The sequence below is a fragment of the Anoxybacillus gonensis genome (assembly GCF_001187595.1).
Taxonomy (GTDB): domain Bacteria; phylum Bacillota; class Bacilli; order Bacillales; family Anoxybacillaceae; genus Anoxybacillus; species Anoxybacillus gonensis.
The window spans coordinates 1,145,322-1,163,676 of the sequence record NZ_CP012152.1 but is presented as its reverse complement, the minus strand read 5'-3'; the positions used below and the strand labels follow the sequence as shown (position 1 = coordinate 1,163,676).

The 18,355-nt window shown below is 39.3% G+C and carries 16 protein-coding genes and 3 pseudogenes; 4 read left to right on the top strand and 15 right to left on the bottom strand.

All coding sequences use genetic code 11. The features are described 5' to 3' along the window. Positions 1 to 54: 54 nt before the first annotated feature. From tnpB to AFK25_RS06125, 8 genes and pseudogenes are all read right to left on the bottom strand, one after another. Positions 55 to 1,194, bottom strand: a complete 1,140-nt coding sequence (gene tnpB / locus AFK25_RS06160) for an IS200/IS605 family element RNA-guided endonuclease TnpB (RefSeq protein ID WP_035066031.1) — start codon at positions 1,192 to 1,194, stop codon at positions 55 to 57. Positions 1,195 to 1,199: 5 nt separating this feature from the next. Continuing rightward, positions 1,200 to 1,601, bottom strand: coding sequence for an IS200/IS605 family transposase (tnpA, locus tag AFK25_RS06155; protein WP_035065733.1), 402 nt, complete (start codon positions 1,599 to 1,601; stop codon positions 1,200 to 1,202). Between the two features lie 514 nt (positions 1,602 to 2,115). Then, the gene (locus AFK25_RS06150; RefSeq protein ID WP_035065734.1) at positions 2,116 to 2,517 is read right to left on the bottom strand and encodes a gamma-glutamylcyclotransferase family protein; all 402 of its coding nucleotides are present in this window, start codon (positions 2,515 to 2,517) and stop codon (positions 2,116 to 2,118) included. Positions 2,518 to 2,682: 165 nt separating this feature from the next. Beyond that, the gene (gene pxpA, locus AFK25_RS06145) at positions 2,683 to 3,441 is read right to left on the bottom strand and encodes a 5-oxoprolinase subunit PxpA (protein ID WP_035065736.1); all 759 of its coding nucleotides are present in this window, start codon (positions 3,439 to 3,441) and stop codon (positions 2,683 to 2,685) included. Between the two features lie 2 nt (positions 3,442 to 3,443). After that, the gene (locus AFK25_RS06140) at positions 3,444 to 4,448 is read right to left on the bottom strand and encodes a 5-oxoprolinase subunit C family protein (RefSeq protein WP_035065738.1); all 1,005 of its coding nucleotides are present in this window, start codon (positions 4,446 to 4,448) and stop codon (positions 3,444 to 3,446) included. Further along, positions 4,426 to 5,172: a 5-oxoprolinase subunit PxpB gene (pxpB, locus tag AFK25_RS06135; RefSeq protein ID WP_035065741.1), complete on the bottom strand. Its 747-nt coding sequence runs from the start codon at positions 5,170 to 5,172 to the stop codon at positions 4,426 to 4,428. Before pxpB ends, AFK25_RS06140 begins: the two co-directional genes overlap by 23 nt. Further along, a complete protein-coding gene (locus AFK25_RS06130) occupies positions 5,159 to 5,920 on the bottom strand; it encodes an IclR family transcriptional regulator (protein ID WP_035065744.1) in 762 nt (253 codons plus the stop codon). Before AFK25_RS06130 ends, pxpB begins: the two co-directional genes overlap by 14 nt. Before the next feature lie 321 nt (positions 5,921 to 6,241). Then, positions 6,242 to 7,120, bottom strand: a pseudogene (locus tag AFK25_RS06125) (Rpn family recombination-promoting nuclease/putative transposase). Positions 7,121 to 7,340: 220 nt separating this feature from the next. Between AFK25_RS06125 and mntA the strand changes: the two are divergent. Both mntA and hepT read left to right on the top strand, forming a co-directional pair. After that, positions 7,341 to 7,736 carry a type VII toxin-antitoxin system MntA family adenylyltransferase antitoxin gene (mntA, locus tag AFK25_RS06120; protein WP_019417965.1) on the top strand — a complete coding sequence of 132 codons (396 nt, stop codon included), beginning with the start codon at positions 7,341 to 7,343 and terminating at the stop codon, positions 7,734 to 7,736. Further along, positions 7,726 to 8,133, top strand: coding sequence for a type VII toxin-antitoxin system HepT family RNase toxin (gene hepT / locus AFK25_RS06115; RefSeq protein ID WP_035066034.1), 408 nt, complete (start codon positions 7,726 to 7,728; stop codon positions 8,131 to 8,133). Before mntA ends, hepT begins: the two co-directional genes overlap by 11 nt. A 256-nt stretch (positions 8,134 to 8,389) precedes the next feature. Here hepT and AFK25_RS06110 read toward each other — a convergent pair whose 3' ends face one another. The 5 genes and pseudogenes from AFK25_RS06110 to AFK25_RS06085 form a co-directional block, all read right to left on the bottom strand. After that, positions 8,390 to 8,854 carry an NUDIX hydrolase gene (locus AFK25_RS06110; protein WP_033383479.1) on the bottom strand — a complete coding sequence of 155 codons (465 nt, stop codon included), beginning with the start codon at positions 8,852 to 8,854 and terminating at the stop codon, positions 8,390 to 8,392. A 147-nt stretch (positions 8,855 to 9,001) separates the two neighbouring features. Beyond that, the gene (locus tag AFK25_RS06105; protein WP_035065747.1) at positions 9,002 to 11,125 is read right to left on the bottom strand and encodes a Piwi domain-containing protein; all 2,124 of its coding nucleotides are present in this window, start codon (positions 11,123 to 11,125) and stop codon (positions 9,002 to 9,004) included. Positions 11,126 to 11,188: 63 nt separating this feature from the next. Beyond that, positions 11,189 to 11,704, bottom strand: coding sequence for a hypothetical protein (locus AFK25_RS06100; protein ID WP_035065750.1), 516 nt, complete (start codon positions 11,702 to 11,704; stop codon positions 11,189 to 11,191). A 222-nt stretch (positions 11,705 to 11,926) separates the two neighbouring features. Beyond that, positions 11,927 to 12,179: pseudogene (locus AFK25_RS14785) on the bottom strand (DUF4351 domain-containing protein); the annotation flags it as partial. Between the two features lie 87 nt (positions 12,180 to 12,266). Further along, positions 12,267 to 13,152 (bottom strand): annotated as a pseudogene (locus AFK25_RS06085) (Rpn family recombination-promoting nuclease/putative transposase). Positions 13,153 to 13,350: 198 nt separating this feature from the next. On the opposite strand from AFK25_RS06085, the gene AFK25_RS15230 reads away from it, so the two are divergent. Together AFK25_RS15230 and AFK25_RS06075 are read left to right on the top strand one after the other, a co-directional pair. Beyond that, entirely contained in the window at positions 13,351 to 13,575 is a 225-nt protein-coding gene (locus AFK25_RS15230) for a hypothetical protein (RefSeq protein WP_035065759.1), read from the top strand. 76 nt (positions 13,576 to 13,651) lie between these two features. Then, complete coding sequence (locus tag AFK25_RS06075) at positions 13,652 to 13,927, top strand: PIN domain-containing protein (protein WP_240483413.1); 276 nt, start codon at positions 13,652 to 13,654, stop codon at positions 13,925 to 13,927. 498 nt (positions 13,928 to 14,425) lie between these two features. Here the strand turns inward: AFK25_RS06075 and AFK25_RS06070 are convergent, their stop codons facing one another. Beyond that, positions 14,426 to 15,352 carry a restriction endonuclease gene (locus AFK25_RS06070; protein WP_035065762.1) on the bottom strand — a complete coding sequence of 309 codons (927 nt, stop codon included), beginning with the start codon at positions 15,350 to 15,352 and terminating at the stop codon, positions 14,426 to 14,428. 323 nt (positions 15,353 to 15,675) lie between these two features. Further along, positions 15,676 to 18,345, bottom strand: coding sequence for a DEAD/DEAH box helicase (locus AFK25_RS06065; RefSeq protein ID WP_035065765.1), 2,670 nt, complete (start codon positions 18,343 to 18,345; stop codon positions 15,676 to 15,678). Positions 18,346 to 18,355 lie beyond the last annotated feature (10 nt).

The following is an 18,355-nucleotide window of genomic DNA, read 5'->3' as shown; positions in this document are numbered from 1 at the left end:
TAACAAGCTTGAACCTCTCATGGCTGAAGCCACGAGATTCCTGCGCTGTCCCTTCTAACGAAGGGAGAATGAGCAGGCTAGCCCCGCAGTTCCTGCGGTTAGAAGCCGTATGGCTTCGTTTTTTAAATTCATACTTGCGTTCACATCTCGATCGTGATGTGTGCCACATGAAGGGCACTCCCATTCACGAAGGTGAAGATGTTTCACGTCTTTGTTTTTGTATCCGCAACGGGAACACAATTGGCTAGACGGAAAATTTTTTGCCACTACCACCACTTGTTTGCCGTACCATGTCGCTTTGTACATGAGCATATCTGTAAATGTTGACCACGATACGTCGGCAATGGCTTTGGCTAAGTTGTGGTTTTTCATCATGTTTGACACTTGCAAATCCTCGATTCCGATGATGTCGTGGTTTTTGACAATCTCGGTCGAGAGTTTATGCAAGTAGTCATTTCGGGAATTTGTCATTTTCTCGTGTAGGCGTGCGACCTTGATTCGTTGTTTATGCCAATTCGAACTTCCTATTTGTCGCCTAGAAAGAATACGTTGGGCTTTCGCTAATTTTTCTTCTAGTTTGCGAAGAAACTTTGGATTCGCATACGTCGTACCGTCTGAAAGAATCGCAAAATGTTTTACGCCCAAGTCAATCCCGATGGCACGATTCGTTTTAGGGAGTGGTTGCACGTCTACTTCTGCAAGAATAGACACAAAGTATTTGCCACTTGCGTTTCGGCGAATGGTCGCAGACAAGATGCGTCCTTCGACTTCCCGACTTTTCGCAACACGCACAAGCCCAAGTTTCGGGAGTTTGATTCGATTGCCGACAACGGCAATGTTTCCGTTCGTGTACTTTGTTGTGTACGATTGCACCTTGTTCTTTTTTGATTTAAAACGTGGTTTATTGTTTTGTTTTTGAAAAAATCGGGTGTACGCATCGGATAAATGTTTCAGCGAGGTTTGGAGCGCAATGCTGTCCACTTCTTTTAGCCATACAAATTGTTTCTTGAGGTTGGTTAATTGAGAAGAACAAACCTTGTATGTTAACCCTTTTCCTGTTGTTCGGTACGCACGTTCCCATTCGGCAAGGAAATGATTGAATACAAAACGAGCGCAACCGAATGTTTTGGCAATCAGGATTTCCTGTTCTTTGGTTGGGTAAATCCGAAATTTGTATGCTTTATGGACGATCATGGCTTTCACCTCCCCTTCTGATTTTGGATGTATTGTTTTATTTGCGCTTCGGTGTGTTCACTTACGGTTGCGACAAAATAAGAAGGATTCCACAAGTTCCCTCCCCCCAATTTCTCTTTTAGTTGAGGGAATTCTTTAAACAGCAACCTCGCACTCACACCTTTTAATGCTTTAATCATATTTGGAATAGAGTGTTGTGGCGTGCAGTCAATGAGCAAATGAATATGGTCGCTATCACTTTCCATTTGCACAATCGCAAAACCATGTTCTTCCGCAATCTGATGTAGGATTTCTTTTAACCTTGTATCTATGTCGCCAACCAACACCTTGTGACGGTATTTCACACACCACACCACGTGATATTGAATGGAGTACACATATCCTCTGCCACGTTTCACTTCTGCCATGTGGTTCACCTCAATAATAGCGCAACATATATCAGAGGAGTTTTAAAGTCAATTCCTTTTAAAACAAGCATTTTAAATCAAAACACACATCGACATATGTCATTTGTTTAAAAAGCCGATTCATCTCATGACTAAAGTCACGAGTGTTCTCGGCTAAAGTCATAAACTCGAAAAAAGTTATGCAAGATGGATGGAACTTATCTTCCAATTTCATTGCACTATATTTGTAAAATATTGTAGAAGACGAAAAATAACATGGAACAGTTTTTTCGGGCGTGACGGGCACCGTATCAATGTTTCTTAGAGAAAACAAGTGAACTAATATTTTTTTGCATATAATAGTCGTGATGAATCTACTTTTCTTGCGTCATAATTTGTTTGTTCGGATCAAATGACGGACGAAGGCAACAACTATCAATAATTGGGAAGTAATGACGCAAAAACTTCCCTTCTGCACGCGACCTTAACGCAATCGAGCTGAGTCGCGATAAAAAACACCGGACTTAAAACACGATCACTTGAAGCCACACTCATATGACTGCTTGTATGCTCTCCACGAAGTGCCTATTCGTGGTAAATGTTTTGCCCGTTCGCTTGAGTATACGTACACAAATCCTTCCTTTTTTCCGTCTACATCTGTCACAAATACTCGCTCATAATCATTACGTTTTCCCTCCCCATAATATCCTTCAAGCCGATCCATCGCCTGTAGTCCTTTTTCGTTTACCGTCAACCATTCACCTTCTACTCGAGGGGCAGATGAATCGAGCACTAAAGCTGGATACAAGTCGGCAACGCTATGAAGCCAACCGTATACAGCACCTGTTTCTATATGTGTAACGTACGGAGCAACAACATGATGATTTTGCTCTCCTTGAAGCAACGTCCCGTACACGAACACTTGAAATAACGTCATGTTTTCTCCTCCTAACATTCGACGATATTATAAATATATCCCTTTCCTTTTTCATGCACATTCCCATAAAAAACTTACCGTCTTCACTGTTTCCGAGATAATCGATGTAACCGCGTACACAATAATCTAAAACAAAGGAAGGGGTAAAAAACTCGTTACCTCGATTTAAAATAAAGATGTAATGACAATGCCTTCTTTTTTTAACGCTTCAAAAATTTTTTCAGCAAATGTTAATGCGTGTACCCCATCACCATGAATACAAATCGTATCTGCCTGAATTTCCACATCAGTTCCTTGTTGCGACCGAACTTTTCCCTCTTTTACCATACGAACAACTTGCTGTATGGCTTCTTGTTCTTCATGAATTAAAGCGTTAGGTTTATGTCGTGGTGTTAACGAACCATCTTGCTCATACGTCCGATCAGAAAACACTTCATTTGCTGTTTTTAAGCCTATACGATCTCCCGCCTTAATTAGTTCACTTCCTGCTAATCCAAACAATACTAACGACGAGTCAATGTCATACACTGCTTTTGCGATCGCTTCTGAAAGTGCACTATCTTTTGCAGCCATGTTGTACAAAGCCCCATGCGGTTTTACATGTTGCATCTTTCCACCAGCAGCCTTTACAAAACCATATAACGCCCCCACTTGATAAACAACGAGATCATACACTTCTTCCGGAGTAATTGCCATATTTCTTCTTCCAAATCCAATTAAATCAGGTAACCCCGGGTGTGCACCAATACTCACCCCCTTTTCAAGCGCCAACTGAACCGTCTTTCGCATCGTAGATGGATCTCCCGCATGAAACCCGCAAGCAATATTTGCTGATGTCACGTAATTCAAAATCTCTTCATCGTTTCCCATTCGATATACTCCAAAACTTTCTCCCATATCACAATTCAGATCGATGCGATACATTTTTATCCTCCCATTTTCAACATCATTACTTTTTCGCATTGCTTCATGCCAAGCTCATGTTGAATATATAATCTTTGCGCTTCCTCAAATGAAATGTCGCGAAATACAACCTGCTCTCCTGGTTTGGTTTGTGCTAAAATGGGTAAATCAACGGCAATGACTTGCGCGATTTTTGGATACCCTCCCGTCGTTTGACGATCTGCCATTAATATAATTGGCTTTCCTTCGTTCGGCACTTGAATTGTACCGAACGTAACCGCTTCCGAAACCATTTCTACTGAATGTTTTCTTTGAAGCAAAGGTCCGTCTAAACGATAGCCCATTCGATTCGATTGAGAAGTGACTTCATATCGTTCATTCAAAAAATATTGTTGACTTTGCATTGTAAAATCAGCAAATTGTGCGCCGCGCATGACGCGAATCGTTTTCGGCGATTCGTAAAAATATGCACGAAGCTCAAATGAAATCCCCCAGCTCATAGCTATAAAAGGAAGAGATGTTTTCTTGTTATAGAATTGAAACAAGGCCGATTTTTTCCTTGATTCTCGAAGGAAAAGCACATCTCCTTTTTGCAAAGCTCTTCCTTGAAAACCTCCGATACGTGCAAGTAAATACGTTGATTGGCTGTTCATTACCTTAGGAATATGAAATCCCCCTGACACAGCTAAATAAGCCCGACATCCTACACGACAATGCCCGATCGTAAGTACACTTCCTTGTTTAACGAAAACAGGGCGCCACAACGGTACTTTTTTCCCGTCGATCATTGCTTCAAATTCCCCGCCACATATCGCAATCAATACATCCTCCTCAAAAGCAAGTGTTGGACCAATGAACGTCATCTCCAGCGTACCTTCCGATTGTTCATTTCCGACAAGAATGTTGGCGATGCGATGTGCAAATTGATCCATTGCCCCGCCCACAATGACGCCATCCTTTTGAAAACCGAATCGACCTAAATCTTGAATCGTCGTTAGTAAACCACTACGAATCACACGAATACTCATTGTTCTCCTCCTGAAGCTGCTTATATTCTTCCCTCGTTATCGCTTGAAAGCGAACACAGTCTCCAACTTGTAGTAAACTCGGTTGAGGATGGTGGGGACGGAATAATTGGATCGGTGTTCTTCCGATGAGTTGCCATCCCCCTGGGCTTTCAATCGGATATATTCCTGTTTGCATACCGGCAATGCCAACAGAACCTGCTGGAATGTGTAATCGTGGCGAATGTTTTCGCGGCGTAGCAATCCTTTCTGACATGCCACCTAAATAAGCAAATCCAGGCGCAAATCCAATCATATACACAACGTAATGGCCATTCGTATGAATATTCACTACTTCTTCGATTGTCAATTCATTTTTTTTAGCCACTTCTTCTAAATCCGGCCCAAACTCCCCTCCATAACAAACAGGAATCACGACTTCATTTCCGTGAGAAATGTTGACAGACTCTAACGATGAAAGAATATTTTTTAATACAGTACAAATTCTTTCAAAAGGGAGAACCTCGATATGGGATTTTCGGTTTAAATTCTTTACAAACTGTATCGGATGATAGTAGACGGTAACAGTTGTATAAGCAGGAACAACTTCAATAATTCCTTCTATATGATGATCTGTAAAATAATTTGTAAATTGACGAACTCGTCGATGAATGTCATGATTAATTTGTTCGCCAAACTTAACAATTAGCGCATGCTCACTAAGCGGTATAAACTCATAATTCAACATTTTTTCCCCCAATAAAACCAAGTGCTTTTGAAATTTGTTCTGCAGCATACCTTAATTTTGGAACTAATTGTTTAATGTAAGAAGGCTGAAAGCGATTTTCTGGTCCAACGACACTTAACCCCGCCACAACTTTACCTTCGTGATTAAAAATCGGAACAGCCACAGCAGAAGAATAGTCGGCTAATTCGGAGTAACTGACTGTATACCCTTTTTCCTTTGCTTCGTTGATCACCGTTTTTAATTGTTCTCGCTCAACAATTGTTTTTGAGGCAATTGGAATTAACTTGACGCGATCAATATATTTCTTTTGCTCTTCGCTTGGCATGAAGGCAAGTAACACGCGCGGACAAGCTCCAGCATAAAGAGGTGCCCTTCTCCCTACCCTTGTATACACTCGAATCGGCTCTGACGTTTCTACTTTTTCTACATAAATCGCCTCATCACCATCTTTAACAACTAAGTTCACCGCTTCATTCGTTTCTTCTTTTAATTTCTTCATAATCGGCAGTGCTACTTTTCGAACATCTAATCGCTCTGCAACTAAACAACCCAATTGTAACAAGGACAATCCAAGCTCATACGCTTCCTCATCTTTTTTTAAAAAGCCGCTTATCTCTAACGACTGGACCATTCGAAAAACCGTTGTTTTTGGCAGTTTCGTCAACTTCACCATTTCTTGTAGTGTCAACCGTTCATATGTCATAAACAACTGCAATAGTTCAAGTGTTTTGATCACTGTTTTGTTCATAAAGCATCTCCCTTTGTTCCGAATAACGGAATTAATATTCCGAATTTTTAGTATTTAAAGTAATTATATTTTCATATAAAAAGAAAATCAATAAAATTATCTTTAAATTCAAAAATTTAAAATACTTATAGTAAAAAACATTTCAGCTCAAATAAAAAACGCTCAAGACACACCTGAGCGTTTTCTTAAATTATTGTTTCTCCATTTTTTCGTTTCGATTATCTAATTCTCTATATCTCTTTTCCAACTATGTTCACTGGTATTTCTTCGTCCCTACAATTGTGCCCGTCCTTCTACAGGCAACAGGTACAACACAAAATATCATTTCAACATCTCAATTTCCTTCAAAGACAACTCCGTCAGTTCGTGAATCGTCTGTACATCGTAGCCTTTTGCTAGCATCTTTTTCGCGATCTTGCGTTTTTCTTGTTGCAGCCCTTGTTGTAACCCTCGTTCTACGCCTTCTTTCAAGCCTTTTTCTAACGCTTTTTTCTCGTACGAAATGATTAACTCTAATACTTGTTCTTTTTCTTTCGTTTCCATCTCATTCACCTCGTTTCGCAATTGTTGTTCTTCCTCATCCGACAGCTTCACATATGTTTCAAAAAAGCCGATTAACAATCGTTGCTTTGCTTCGTCTAATTCCATGCGCACAATCATTCGTAAAAACTGCTTTTTTAGTTCTACTCGTTCACTTTCAGTATACCCCATTTTACTTAACAACGCAGCGGCGATTGGGTTGTCATGGCGAATGTAATCACGCCAGTTTTAGTTGCGTAACTCAACAGTAAGAAATCGGAATTGGAGTACATCAAAAAACGGCAATTGGAGCGTAAACGATGAAGGTTCATGTCGGAGAGAATCATAGCTAAATACGGCAATTGGCAACATTCGCTTTCGGTATTTCTCAAACAAGCGGCTAAAGTAAATAAACATTCGCTCTGGAAACGATGGCTGCACGTAACTTTGATTTTCGATATGGACGATAATGAGGCTATCCTCCCCTTTCAACTTCGTCTGAACAAGCAAATCCACGCGATACTTCTCCCTCGCTGTCACATCGGTAAACAGCTCTTCCGACAAAAACGACACGTGCTGAAAGTCGATATGCTCATGCACATGCGGGAAAAAGAGAAGAAGAAACTCTTCAAAAAACGTCGTAATCAACTCTTTAAACAATCGATCATGATCAATGGCCATATATGCACCTCGCTTTCAGTTTTGTTGTGTATTTTCGATAAAAATGGTGGTGATCCTTCTTTGGGAATGAAAAACTAGTGTTTTCTTTCAGCAAAGTTTAGCGTTTGTTCATTATAGTAACAACCCATGAAAAACCCGTTTTCTCTCGGAACGTGACACATACAATCGAAAATAATATAATTGTAATAGCATGGAAATAGTAAAATAGGACGGTGACCAGATGGAACAAATCATTGTTGAAACATTAAAGAATGCGGTCTCCCCTTCTGTCATTTATTTGTTCGGATCAACAGCAACAGGACATATTCGCCACGATAGCGATATTGACATTGCTTTTTTGAGCGATGAACGATCATTAGACCACTATGAACGCTTTATACTTGCGCAACAATTGGCAGAGCAGTTACAACGAGACGTCGATCTCATTGATTTAAAGCAAGCGAGCACCGTTTTTCAAGCACAAATCGTCAGTAGCGGTAAAGTCATCTATTGTGCGGACGAACATAAAAAAACGGAGTTCGAATGGCGAGCATTGAAAATGTATGCGAAACTAAACGAAGAACGAGCGGAAATTTTACGAAACATTGTTGAAAGTGGGTCGGTTTATAATGAATGATGTGATCCTAAATAAAGTAAGTGTCATTGAACGTTGTATGAAACGTATTCATGAAGAATACGAAAACAATCCAAAACATTTGGAGAATTACACAAAGCAAGATTCCATTGTCCTCAATCTTCAACGAGCGTGTGAAGCGAGCATTGACTTAGCGATGCACGTCGTCGCGCAAAAAAAGCTCGGACTTCCACAAACAAGCCGAGACGCTTTCGCTCTTTTAGAACAACACGGCATCATCTCTTCATCCCTATCGCAAAAAATGAAAGCAATGGTCGGATTCCGCAATATCGCCGTGCATGACTATCAAGAACTGAACTTGACCATTTTACAAAAAATACTCGACAACCATTTAACAGACTTCACGGAGTTTACGAAAGCGATTGTTAGGCAAAAGTAGGCGGTGTGAGCGTACACCGCCTAACTACTTATTCTAGAACTTGCGACGGATGACACTTCCGGAAAAGAAAATTTTCAACACGCGCCACATGCCTTTAAAGTTCGATATATTTATTGCGAGTTTCTCTTTGATTTTCAGCCGTTGGCACCGTCGTCGCCGATACAAATCTTTGGAGAGTGTTAGTCAAGGGTGAATCCCAACCCAGCATCCTCTTGAAATACCTTAAAGTTGATATATTTTAGATAAAGAAGTTCGGTTATCCCCCAATCCTTCCTAACATTCGAAATGGTGAAACTTCCCATGCTTCATATGGTACTAAACAATTACATTTCATTGCATCCTGTACTCGTGAAGCGATATGAGGTCTCGTTATATATTTTGAAATGTTTTTATTATTTAGCAGAAAAAAATTTGCCTCCTTTATTTCTTGAGGCTGAATGTCCAATTCACCTTCTTCATACTTCGCACGAAATACAACAACTAATATATGGTCCGTAGCATTGTAATATACTCCCGTTACTCCTAGTGGTACTATTTTTAATCCTGTTTCTTCATATACTTCCCTTACCAATGCGTGATGCAAAGATTCCCCTTCTTCTACTTGTCCACCAGGAAGTTCCCATGTATCGGAACGGTAATGTGTTTTTACAAGCAATACTTCCCCATGGTCATTTACAATATAACCAGAGACAGCCACTAAGTGCTTCGGTACAATCCTCATGTTCTTCTCATCCTTCACTGATTTAAATTTAGACATACATGCAGTTAACTCATTTTTCTTCATGTATTTAGCAAACTTCACTTTTGTGAGAATATATCCATTTCAAATAAAATGAACCAACCGTATAAAACAATGAATACTTATCCCTCACACAAACGGCAACGCTTGTTCATGGACTGAACGTGGATGGATCAACCCTCGATTATGAAAGGTTGAACTTAAATCAGCATAATGAACGGTGATTGGCAAACGTGTTTTCAGCATAGAATGGATGTGCATAAATGATAGCTTATACGCATCTGAAACGATATCCCGAATAGACAAACATTGCGTCTTTTGAACAATCTTTACAGCTTGCGCCATTCCTACAGATTCTCTTGGATCAGTTGCACATAAATAAGCCATCCTTTCCTTCGCATAACATAATCCTTGCACAGTAAACCAACGTCCGTTTGTGTATACAGCCATTCTTCTTCGCGGTCTTTTAATAATTTCAACGAAATCAAATGGGATTTGGAATGACTGCATATACCGTGTTAAATGATCTAAATCTTCGCGACATACGCCATCGCGGTGAAATGTAATATGAGCTGGCTTCATTCCATACATTTTCTCATAGCTAAATATACTCTCATCTATAATTTCTTCCATTGTACGATTGGCAATCGTTTCACCAGCTTCAGCAGTCATGACTGATTTTTGTTTGATCATTCGCCCGTCTTTTCCGATCACTTGAATAATCCCAGAAGCATGTTTTCCATGTTCATGACTGACATCTAAACCGATAAAGCAATCTGAATTCATCTCATCTGACAAAATCCACGGCTGAACTCCCGATTTTGCGTAAATTCCTAGTAGCACATTATATTGATAGTACAAATTTTTTACAACTGACGAATCAAATATGACAAACTGTGTCATTATATCTGCTTTCGCACCAAATTCTCGTTTAATTGCCACATATGCTCGATCGATATTTTCTTCCGTTCCAATGACAATAACAGTCCCATCGAACGCATCAGCGATCGACTTTAGTTCGAACGAAAGACGCTCACTTTTGAAAAAATCGACAGGCAATACTCCAAATAACTGACGCGGTTTTTTCGAGACATTTAACTTTACACCTAGCTTTTCAGATAAATCTTGTAATTTCTTTGTAAAATCCAATATTTCATCTTTCTTCCTTTGATCGTAATTTAATTCTGGATCAACAAAATAGCTAACGGTGACACTCTTCGGCTCATAAACACCAGCTTGACCTAAACCATCAGACACTTTCGTTGTTTTATAATCTCGACCAAATTCCATTAACGGTGGGGAGAGATTAAAAATATCATAATTAAGATTTGCCGCCCGAACGTTTTCTTTTCTGAAAGTCAACATGTTCTGATATTGCAACAAACGAAATATCTCTTGATAAAGTTTCGGCATTTTCTCATTCGGTGGCAACTTAATGATACGATTTACTTGCTTCGCGGTTGATGGCATCAATTGTTCATACGAACAAGTGAGACGTAATAAATGAGGCAAGTATGGAAAAATATCACCGGTTTGTGATCTGACATGCACAATAGGTGTCTTATTATGAACACCTTTTAATTTCCATTTTTCATCTTTTGTTATGTAATAATCTATCACACTTTGTTGTAAATACGGGCTTTTTTCTCCAGCTGTATACGGAGCCACCTCAACAAAAGTATAGTAGTACGATTTTTTATTGTATGAATCAACGACTTCCACCCCTTCTTTGATCAGTGGAGATCGATCACGAAGTAAGTCTTCTAATGTTTTTTTATATTCAAAACGATGTTGATATTCAAAGCCGATCAATATATTTCCGTTCTCTTCAACTGTAAAAGATAAGTAAATAGCCGGGTAAACAATAATTTCGTTCATTTCAATCGATTGTTCGGTTTTCAAACAAAACAAATCTTTGTAAATTTTATAGTCGTTTTTGCATCGTTCTATTAACTCTTGTTTCAATAACCTTTCCAATACCGTTCTTTCTGCGGCATTGAAACATTCTATTGCTCGGTACTCATGTTTAATATATTCATGATCACCCCAATGAGTGATCTCTTGAAACGATGCAATATATTGGCCGTGAGCAGCAATGGTCACATTAGGATTCCTCTTTCTTAACTCATAAACAATGTGATGAGCAAACGAGTATTTTTGGTTCGGGTTTAATAAAGATACAGTATAAATATGAAGTGAAATGTTGCTTGCATTTTCGTTTGCGATACACTCGGTTATATAGTATTGATTCATCTAACCAATCACCCCTTATGATGAATAGTCATCCGTGCGTTGATTCGTTGACAATCATCGTGCTTATAACTCTCTTAATCGGTTTCGTTCAATTTTAATCGTATTGTCTTTACCATCAAGTAGATCAGCACGCTTGCTTCCATAAATGCGAAAACGCGGGGATCCTTTTACGACCTTCACTGATAACCGAGGTGTTCCACGAGATTGCTGTTTATTTACATCCACACATGCAACAAATTCGTCCCAACGAACAATGGCGATAATTTGGTTATTGTCACTTACTTGCTTCTGACCACAAATAAAAGCAAAAATTAGCGTTTTATCTGAATGATTTTCATGAACATTTATAATTTCCTGTATTTCGTTGTCACTAAATGTGAAAGACCATGTAAAATCTTCGGAGCCAGATAGGGTAGTATGATATTTTGCATAAATGATGTAATTGTCTTTATTTGTTGTAACCGTGTAAATTTGTCTACTTTCATTTTCTTTTTCAAACAATGCTGGTGCCAATCCTCCATTCACTAATGCAGAAAGAAGTGCACCATAATAATAATCCGCTTTGCAAATTGCTGTCACTCCGATCCCCCCATAAAATCAAATATCCCAATCCCATTATACGGAAAGAAAGCAGAAAATATTGTCGAATATTGTAGAAACTGATGGATAAATTTTGAGTATGTATTGCTACGTAAGGGGAATTTTTCCTTATTATTGGCACACACATACACAACAAAAGGGAGCCGAGTGACCCCCTTTGTTAATATAAGATCATGTTTAAGAAAGAGGAAGAGCACCATGTCATTTCAACATCTCAATCTCCTCCACAGACAACTCCGTCAGTTCATGAATTGTCTGTACATCGTAGCCTTTTGCTAGCATCTTTTTCGCGATCTTGTTATTGCAGACCTTCTTTCAAGCCTTTTTCTAACACTTTTTTCTCGTACGAAATGATTAACTCTAACACTTGTTCTTTTTCTTTCGTTTCCATTTCATTCACCTCGTTTCGCAATTGTTGTTCTTCTTCCTCCGACAGTTTCACATATGTTTCAAAATCAACACTATGATTTAAAGTTATTACTTCGAGGCGTGACAGGCACCGCGCCCATGCTTCGAGGTGTGGCATCACACCGAATCTTTCTCAACTTTCAAGCAAATGATGTACTTCTTCTTCCGTAAGATCCACAAGGGCTGCAATTTCTTTTGGTGTCATTCCTTTTTTCGACATATTGCGAACAAGATGTTTCATTCCTTGTTTAAATCCTTCTTCCAATCCTTCCTTTTTTCCCTTTTGTATTCCTTTTTGTATTCCCTTTTGTTCATACGAGATTAACAATTCAAGCACTTTTTCCTTTTCTTTCGTTTCCATCTCATTCACCTCGTTTCGCAATTGTTGTTCTTCTTCCTCCGATAGTTTCACATATGTTTCGAAAAAGCCGATTAACAATCGTTGCTTTGCTTCGTCTAATTCCATGCGTACGATCATGCGTAAAAACTGTTTTTTCAGTTCTACCCGTTCACTTTCAGTATACCCCATTTTGCTTAACAGCGCAGCGGCGATTGGGTTGTCGTGGCGAATGTAATCACGCCAGTTTTGTTTGCGCAACTCCACAGTAAGAAATCGGAATTGAAGTACATCGAAAAACGGGAATTGGAGCGTAAACGATGAAGGCTCATAGCGAAGATAGTCGTAGCTAAATACAGCAATCGGCAACATTCGCTTTCGGTATTTTTCAAACAAGCGGCTAAAGTAAATAAACATTCGTTCGGGAAACGATGGCTGCACGTAGCTTTGGTTTTCGATATGGACGATAATAATGCTATCCTCCCCTTTCAATTTCGTTTCGACAAGCAAATCGACGCGATACTTCTCCCCCGCCGTCACATCGGTGAACAATTCTTCCGACAAAAACGACACGTGCTGAAAGTCGATATGCTCATGCACATGCGGGAAAAAAAAGAAGAAGAAACTCTTCAAAAAACGTCGTAATCAGCTCTTTAAACAACCGATCATGGTCAATGGACATATATGCATCTCGCTTTCTATTTTGTTGTGTGTTTTCGACAAAATTGGTGATGTTCCTTCTTTAGAAATGGAAAAGCAGAGAGAAAACTATCACTCTCTGCTTCTATAAATCGCGGCATGCTTAGAGGTGTGGCACCGTATCATGACTTCTTGAAATATAGTATAATGTGTATAAAACCTCAACCAAGGTGGGATACAAATGAGAACTAATAAAAAAGGGAACCATGGCGCCTATCATATAACAACTGGAACAGCAAAACGACCAATTTTAAAGAGAATCGTGCGTCAGAACCGTCATCATTACCGAATCGAAATGCCTGTTCTAACAGAAGGGCAAATGAAGGAGGTCATTCAAGTGCGACCTGAAAAGAAAAAACTAACCAAAGAAGAAAAAAAAAGCGTTACACAAACGTCTAGCTGGTAGTGGAAAGTTATTTAGCAAAGAAGGCGTGTTGGAATCATTGAGAATTGCAAACAGGGAAGAGTGGGAGGATTAAGCAGTGACTAGAGAACATACAGAGCTAGCAGCTGACATAAGAAGGAAAGCAAGAGCCGATCGTACACGCAAAAAGAGTATTAAAGCACCAGACGCTCTTGTTGCAGCTGCAGCTCTTATACATAATGCCATATTAGTCAGTAATAACGATAAAGACTTTCGTTGGATTCGAGAGAACTATACTTATAAAGATCGAAAGTTAAATTATATAAATCCCATAATAGATAAGAAAGCTTACGGCGAATTTGTCAAAGCCTATATCGAAAGCAGAGGGGTTTAAGCATTTTTATTCGAACATATTACCCTTTACGTATTACACGACATCTCCATTAACGACATTCGTGACCTCATCACCAAAATATTTTCAAAATACCTTCCGCAACAAGATATTTCTCAACCCGCTTGCTGCAATGTGAAAACGCAAAATACACTTTTTCGACAGCGAGAACAAAAACAGCCAACCCTAATCGTATCGTAGGCGTCCCTAAAGGAACAATTTGAATTTCAAAATGTGAAGGCACATTTCCTACAATAAAAAGCAAAGAGAGTCAAAGATCACGGAGGAGTACACGCGCTATGACTCTCTATTTCTACAAATCTCGCTAACCCTCGGGGCGTGACAGGCACCGTACCAGTATATCCATTCTTTCCCGTTGTTTTCGCGGGCGTAGTCGGAAACGTGTTGGCACCAAGTGATCGCTGCTTTAGCTTTTGCTCTAACTTCTTTATCGTCTTCAATTTTGTTTTCGGGGCATAAGCACCAAACCGAGTTGGCCGATCAAATCTCCTCGTCTCCAAAATAATCGATATCAATTCTTTTAACAATATATCTTGCTTGTTCTGATACTCCAATATCGTGGTCAATCATTAATTGAGCAAGTCTTTCGCCATCAATTAAAACAATTTTCTTTTCAATGACTTTCACGTAGTCCTTTGCTTCTTGCGAGAATGTTGAGGTCGTAATGAGAACCCCTTTCCTTGCTCTTTGCCCTTCTAAGCTGCCAGCAAACGCTTGAACAACGGGACGACCAACAGTATTTTCCCAACGTTTAGCTTGAATGTAAACGACGTCCAACCCTAGTTTGTCCTCATTGATAATACCATCAATTCCTTCATCCCCACTTTTCCCGATCGCACGTCCTGCATCGCTCCGCGAGCCACCGTATCCCATAGCTACTAACAAGTCGACCACAAGTTTTTCAAAAAATGCTGGGGAACATTTTTTGATGCGCTCGAGCAGTTCATTTGCGAGTTCCTGTCTTAAAGTTTGGTAACTAGATTCGAGAATCTCTTCTGGAGTCCCATTCGTACTGTAAACAACAGACATTGTCTTATCTTTACTATCTCCATTTTCATTTTTTGTGGCATTTCTAAACTCAATAAATTCAGGAAATTGCTCTAAGTATTTCACGTCGATGGCAGGCGGATTGCTTTTCAAAACATCCAGACCGCGTTCAGTAATAATGAAAATTCCTCTCGAAACATTTTTAAGGAGTCCCGCTTTTTTTAAATAAGTTCTTGCCCATCCAACTCGATTTACAAACTTCGATTGTCTTCCACTGGGCAAAAGCTCTTTTTGCTCTTCTTTTGAAAGGTTAAACTCCGATGCTAATTTTTCCATGATTTCTTTTAAACTGTGCTCTTTCTGATCACCTAAAATTTTTAGTAATGGAAGCATGAAGCTTTGATAATCCGGAACAGCCACCATCTTCACCTCTTTGTGCATTCGATAGTTATAAATTTTTTGTGATCATTTTTCTTCGTAAAGGATAGTATCCCCTATATCAGCGCGCGTACTTGCATCAGCAACAGCATTAAATAATAGTGATCGATTTTATAAATGTACCTAAGTTTAACTACGATATGGGAAAGTCCCCATACCACTCTCTACTCTCGTTAAAAACGTCTATCCTTATCCTACATAAATTCCACAAAAAATTCTGTCGAATCTTGTCATAAAATAAAAAAAGACAGAAGTTTTAGCAACTTCTGTCGTAAATAGATATGGCTGAGTTGTATCTTCCTTCGCTAATTTTGTCTGTATAGTGCCTCCAACCCTTTTATCGTCTTATTCGAATCAACATCATCGTGTGGGATTAGCAAGTATACCCATTCTTTCCCGCTGTTTTCGCGGGCGTGGTCGGAAGCGTGTTGGCACCACGTGATCGCTGCTTTCGCTTTCGCTTTGACTTCTTTATCGTCTTCGATTTTATTGGCCGCTTTGATCTCACATATATACATTTTGTCAATCGTTTCAACAATAAAGTCTGGAATGTATGCCTTTGTCTGGTTGTAGTAAATTTTGATATGGTTTTGCGTTGGTTTCAGCCATTTTAAAACGGATGGATCGCTTTCACAAATGGTAGCGAATTTTCGTTCTGCGTCGGACTCGAATTTTTGCGTTCGATATAAGCATTTTGTAAAGCCGCCAAAGCACATGCCACGAATCGAGGATTTATTCGTAATAGGTTGGCGAAAATCGCGCACTTCTTCATCAGCATCGACGGTTACTACGTTGCTCTTTAATGTGTCGAATCCTACCCGAACAATCACTTCATAATTCGTTTGCTCTTCATAATAATGTGCTTTCATTTGTACATAAATAAGTTGAGCTAGTCGTTGTGCATTGTAAATAACAACATTTTTTACATCATCCTCTTTCAAATAACTACGAAGATAATCAATGAGTTGTCCTGATAGTTTATATAACAATTCCGCATGGTCATCATACGAAATGTTCGGATAATCTATGAGATGAAACACAATATAATTTTCTAAATGCTCTTCTGTTCCTTGGACGTCTTTTTTGATTTGTAATAATTCCCGTTCATGAGTACGTAAATGCTCAATTAAAATATTTTCCGCAACTGGTTGCAATTTCGGAATCGCACTACAATCTAAATCAAAATCGTGATACCCCCATGAAATGTCGCCTGTCGGTTGTAAAATCACCCTTGGAATTTCAATCGACAAATCAGGAATTAACTCAACCGCCTGTGCGACCATGTTTTCCACGATTTTTTGCGGCTCTTCTTCAAACCAAGACAACTGGGACGATGTATAAAGTTCATTGACTTCATGAATGATCTGCTGTTGGACTGACGGGTCTTTTAATTGCTTGGAACTATACAACGTTTGTTTATTCGCAATCGTTTTCACCACAGTTTCTGCAATGCTTTTCCTCAGTTCAATTTTCTTTTCTTCCTCAGGAGTAACGGGTTTATTTTCACCAACAAGTTGTTCAATAAGTGTAGCTTCTACTTTTGATTCCACAACAACGATTTTCTTCTCTGTCTGCGCTATATCACGGCCAATGACAACACCACGGCGGATAACAGAATTAGGGTTGTTCGCTTCATCAATAATTTCTTGGAATTTATCATGGGCAATAATCGTTAAACGATCAACCGCTGGCACACCTGTTCGTTTTCCATACGGAAGACGAAGACCGCGGCCAATCGATTGTTCAACTAGCGTCTTTGAGTTTGCCGCACGAAGTGGAATAATCGTATATAAATTTGTGACGTCCCAACCTTCCTTTAACATATTCACATGGATCACAATTTCTACTTTTGAATTCGGATCTTCAAGCGCTAGCAGTTCTTTAATTGTTTCATCTTTTTCTTCCCCACGCTGATTGGAATGAACGGTAATGACTTTTCCTTTATAACGCCCCTCAAAAAAATCGTCGCTTTCCATCATATTCATGAGATCTTCTGCATGTTTTGTATCTTGAGCCACAACAAGAATAAACGGCTTTACTAATTTTTCGTTATTTTCACGCGCATATAATTCTAATTCTAGTTTTGTTTCCTCATGAACTCGAACGCCGTCTTCAAGTTTTAACCGTTCTAACTGCTCCTGATTTAATTTCTCTGGATTAAAGTTTTCTCTCGTGGCAACCGCAGGTTCTTTTACATACCCATCTTCCATCGCTTTATAAAGAGGGTAGCTGTAAATCACGTTTTTAAACGGAATCGTTTTGCTTCCACTCTCGACTTGCGGGGTCGCAGTTAATTCCAAACCAAGAATCGGATTTAATTCGTTAATCGCTTTTACCCCTGCCGTTGCGCGATAACGGTGTGACTCGTCCATTAATAGCACAAGGTCAGGAAGCGATTTTAAATAATCGTAATAGCTTTGTCCTAAATACTCACTTAACCGTTTAATGCGCGGCGATTTTCCTCCCCTTACTTCGCTGTTAATCTTAGATATATTGAAAATATTAATATTTACAGCTAGAGGATCTTCTAAAAAGAGGGCTTGTTGTTCATAGTTATCCCCTGTAATAATATTTGGCTGTTTATTTGCGAACGATGAAAGCCCCTTAAATACATACTTTGGTGTATTTGGTGTAAAATCTTGAATTAATTTTTCATAAATCGTTAAGTTCGGTGCTAACACAAAGAAGTTGCGAATTTTTTTCGCCATATGTAAATAAGCAATAAACGCCCCCATCAGCCGTGTTTTCCCGACGCCTGTTGCCAAAGCAAAGCAGAGCGAAGGAAATTCGCGTTCAAAATCTGTTACGCTTGGAAAGTTCGCGTTAACAGCAGATAACTTCTCTTGTAATGATTGGGGAGCGTTTTGTTTATTTAAGCCGAAGTGCTCAATCACTTCGGCAAGAATTTCTAACGACTCTTTCTGTGGTTTGCGCAGGCTAAGACGGGATGAAATAGCGTTAACGATACGATTCATGACCTCTTCC

Coding starts and splice junctions, on each gene's coding strand:
- pxpA (WP_035065736.1), bottom strand. CDS start 3,441: ATGTATCGCATCGATCTGAATTGTGATATGGGAGAAAGTTTTGGAGTA.
- AFK25_RS06105 (WP_035065747.1), bottom strand. CDS start 11,125: ATGAATCAATACTATATAACCGAGTGTATCGCAAACGAAAATGCAAGC.
- tnpA (WP_035065733.1), bottom strand. CDS start 1,601: ATGGCAGAAGTGAAACGTGGCAGAGGATATGTGTACTCCATTCAATAT.
- mntA (WP_019417965.1), top strand. CDS start 7,341: ATGGAACAAATCATTGTTGAAACATTAAAGAATGCGGTCTCCCCTTCT.
- AFK25_RS06065 (WP_035065765.1), bottom strand. CDS start 18,345: ATGAATCGTATCGTTAACGCTATTTCATCCCGTCTTAGCCTGCGCAAA.
- AFK25_RS15230 (WP_035065759.1), top strand. CDS start 13,351: ATGAGAACTAATAAAAAAGGGAACCATGGCGCCTATCATATAACAACT.
- tnpB (WP_035066031.1), bottom strand. CDS start 1,194: ATGATCGTCCATAAAGCATACAAATTTCGGATTTACCCAACCAAAGAA.
- AFK25_RS06150 (WP_035065734.1), bottom strand. CDS start 2,517: ATGACGTTATTTCAAGTGTTCGTGTACGGGACGTTGCTTCAAGGAGAG.
- AFK25_RS06130 (WP_035065744.1), bottom strand. CDS start 5,920: ATGAACAAAACAGTGATCAAAACACTTGAACTATTGCAGTTGTTTATG.
- AFK25_RS06140 (WP_035065738.1), bottom strand. CDS start 4,448: ATGAGTATTCGTGTGATTCGTAGTGGTTTACTAACGACGATTCAAGAT.
- pxpB (WP_035065741.1), bottom strand. CDS start 5,172: ATGTTGAATTATGAGTTTATACCGCTTAGTGAGCATGCGCTAATTGTT.
- AFK25_RS06110 (WP_033383479.1), bottom strand. CDS start 8,854: ATGAGGATTGTACCGAAGCACTTAGTGGCTGTCTCTGGTTATATTGTA.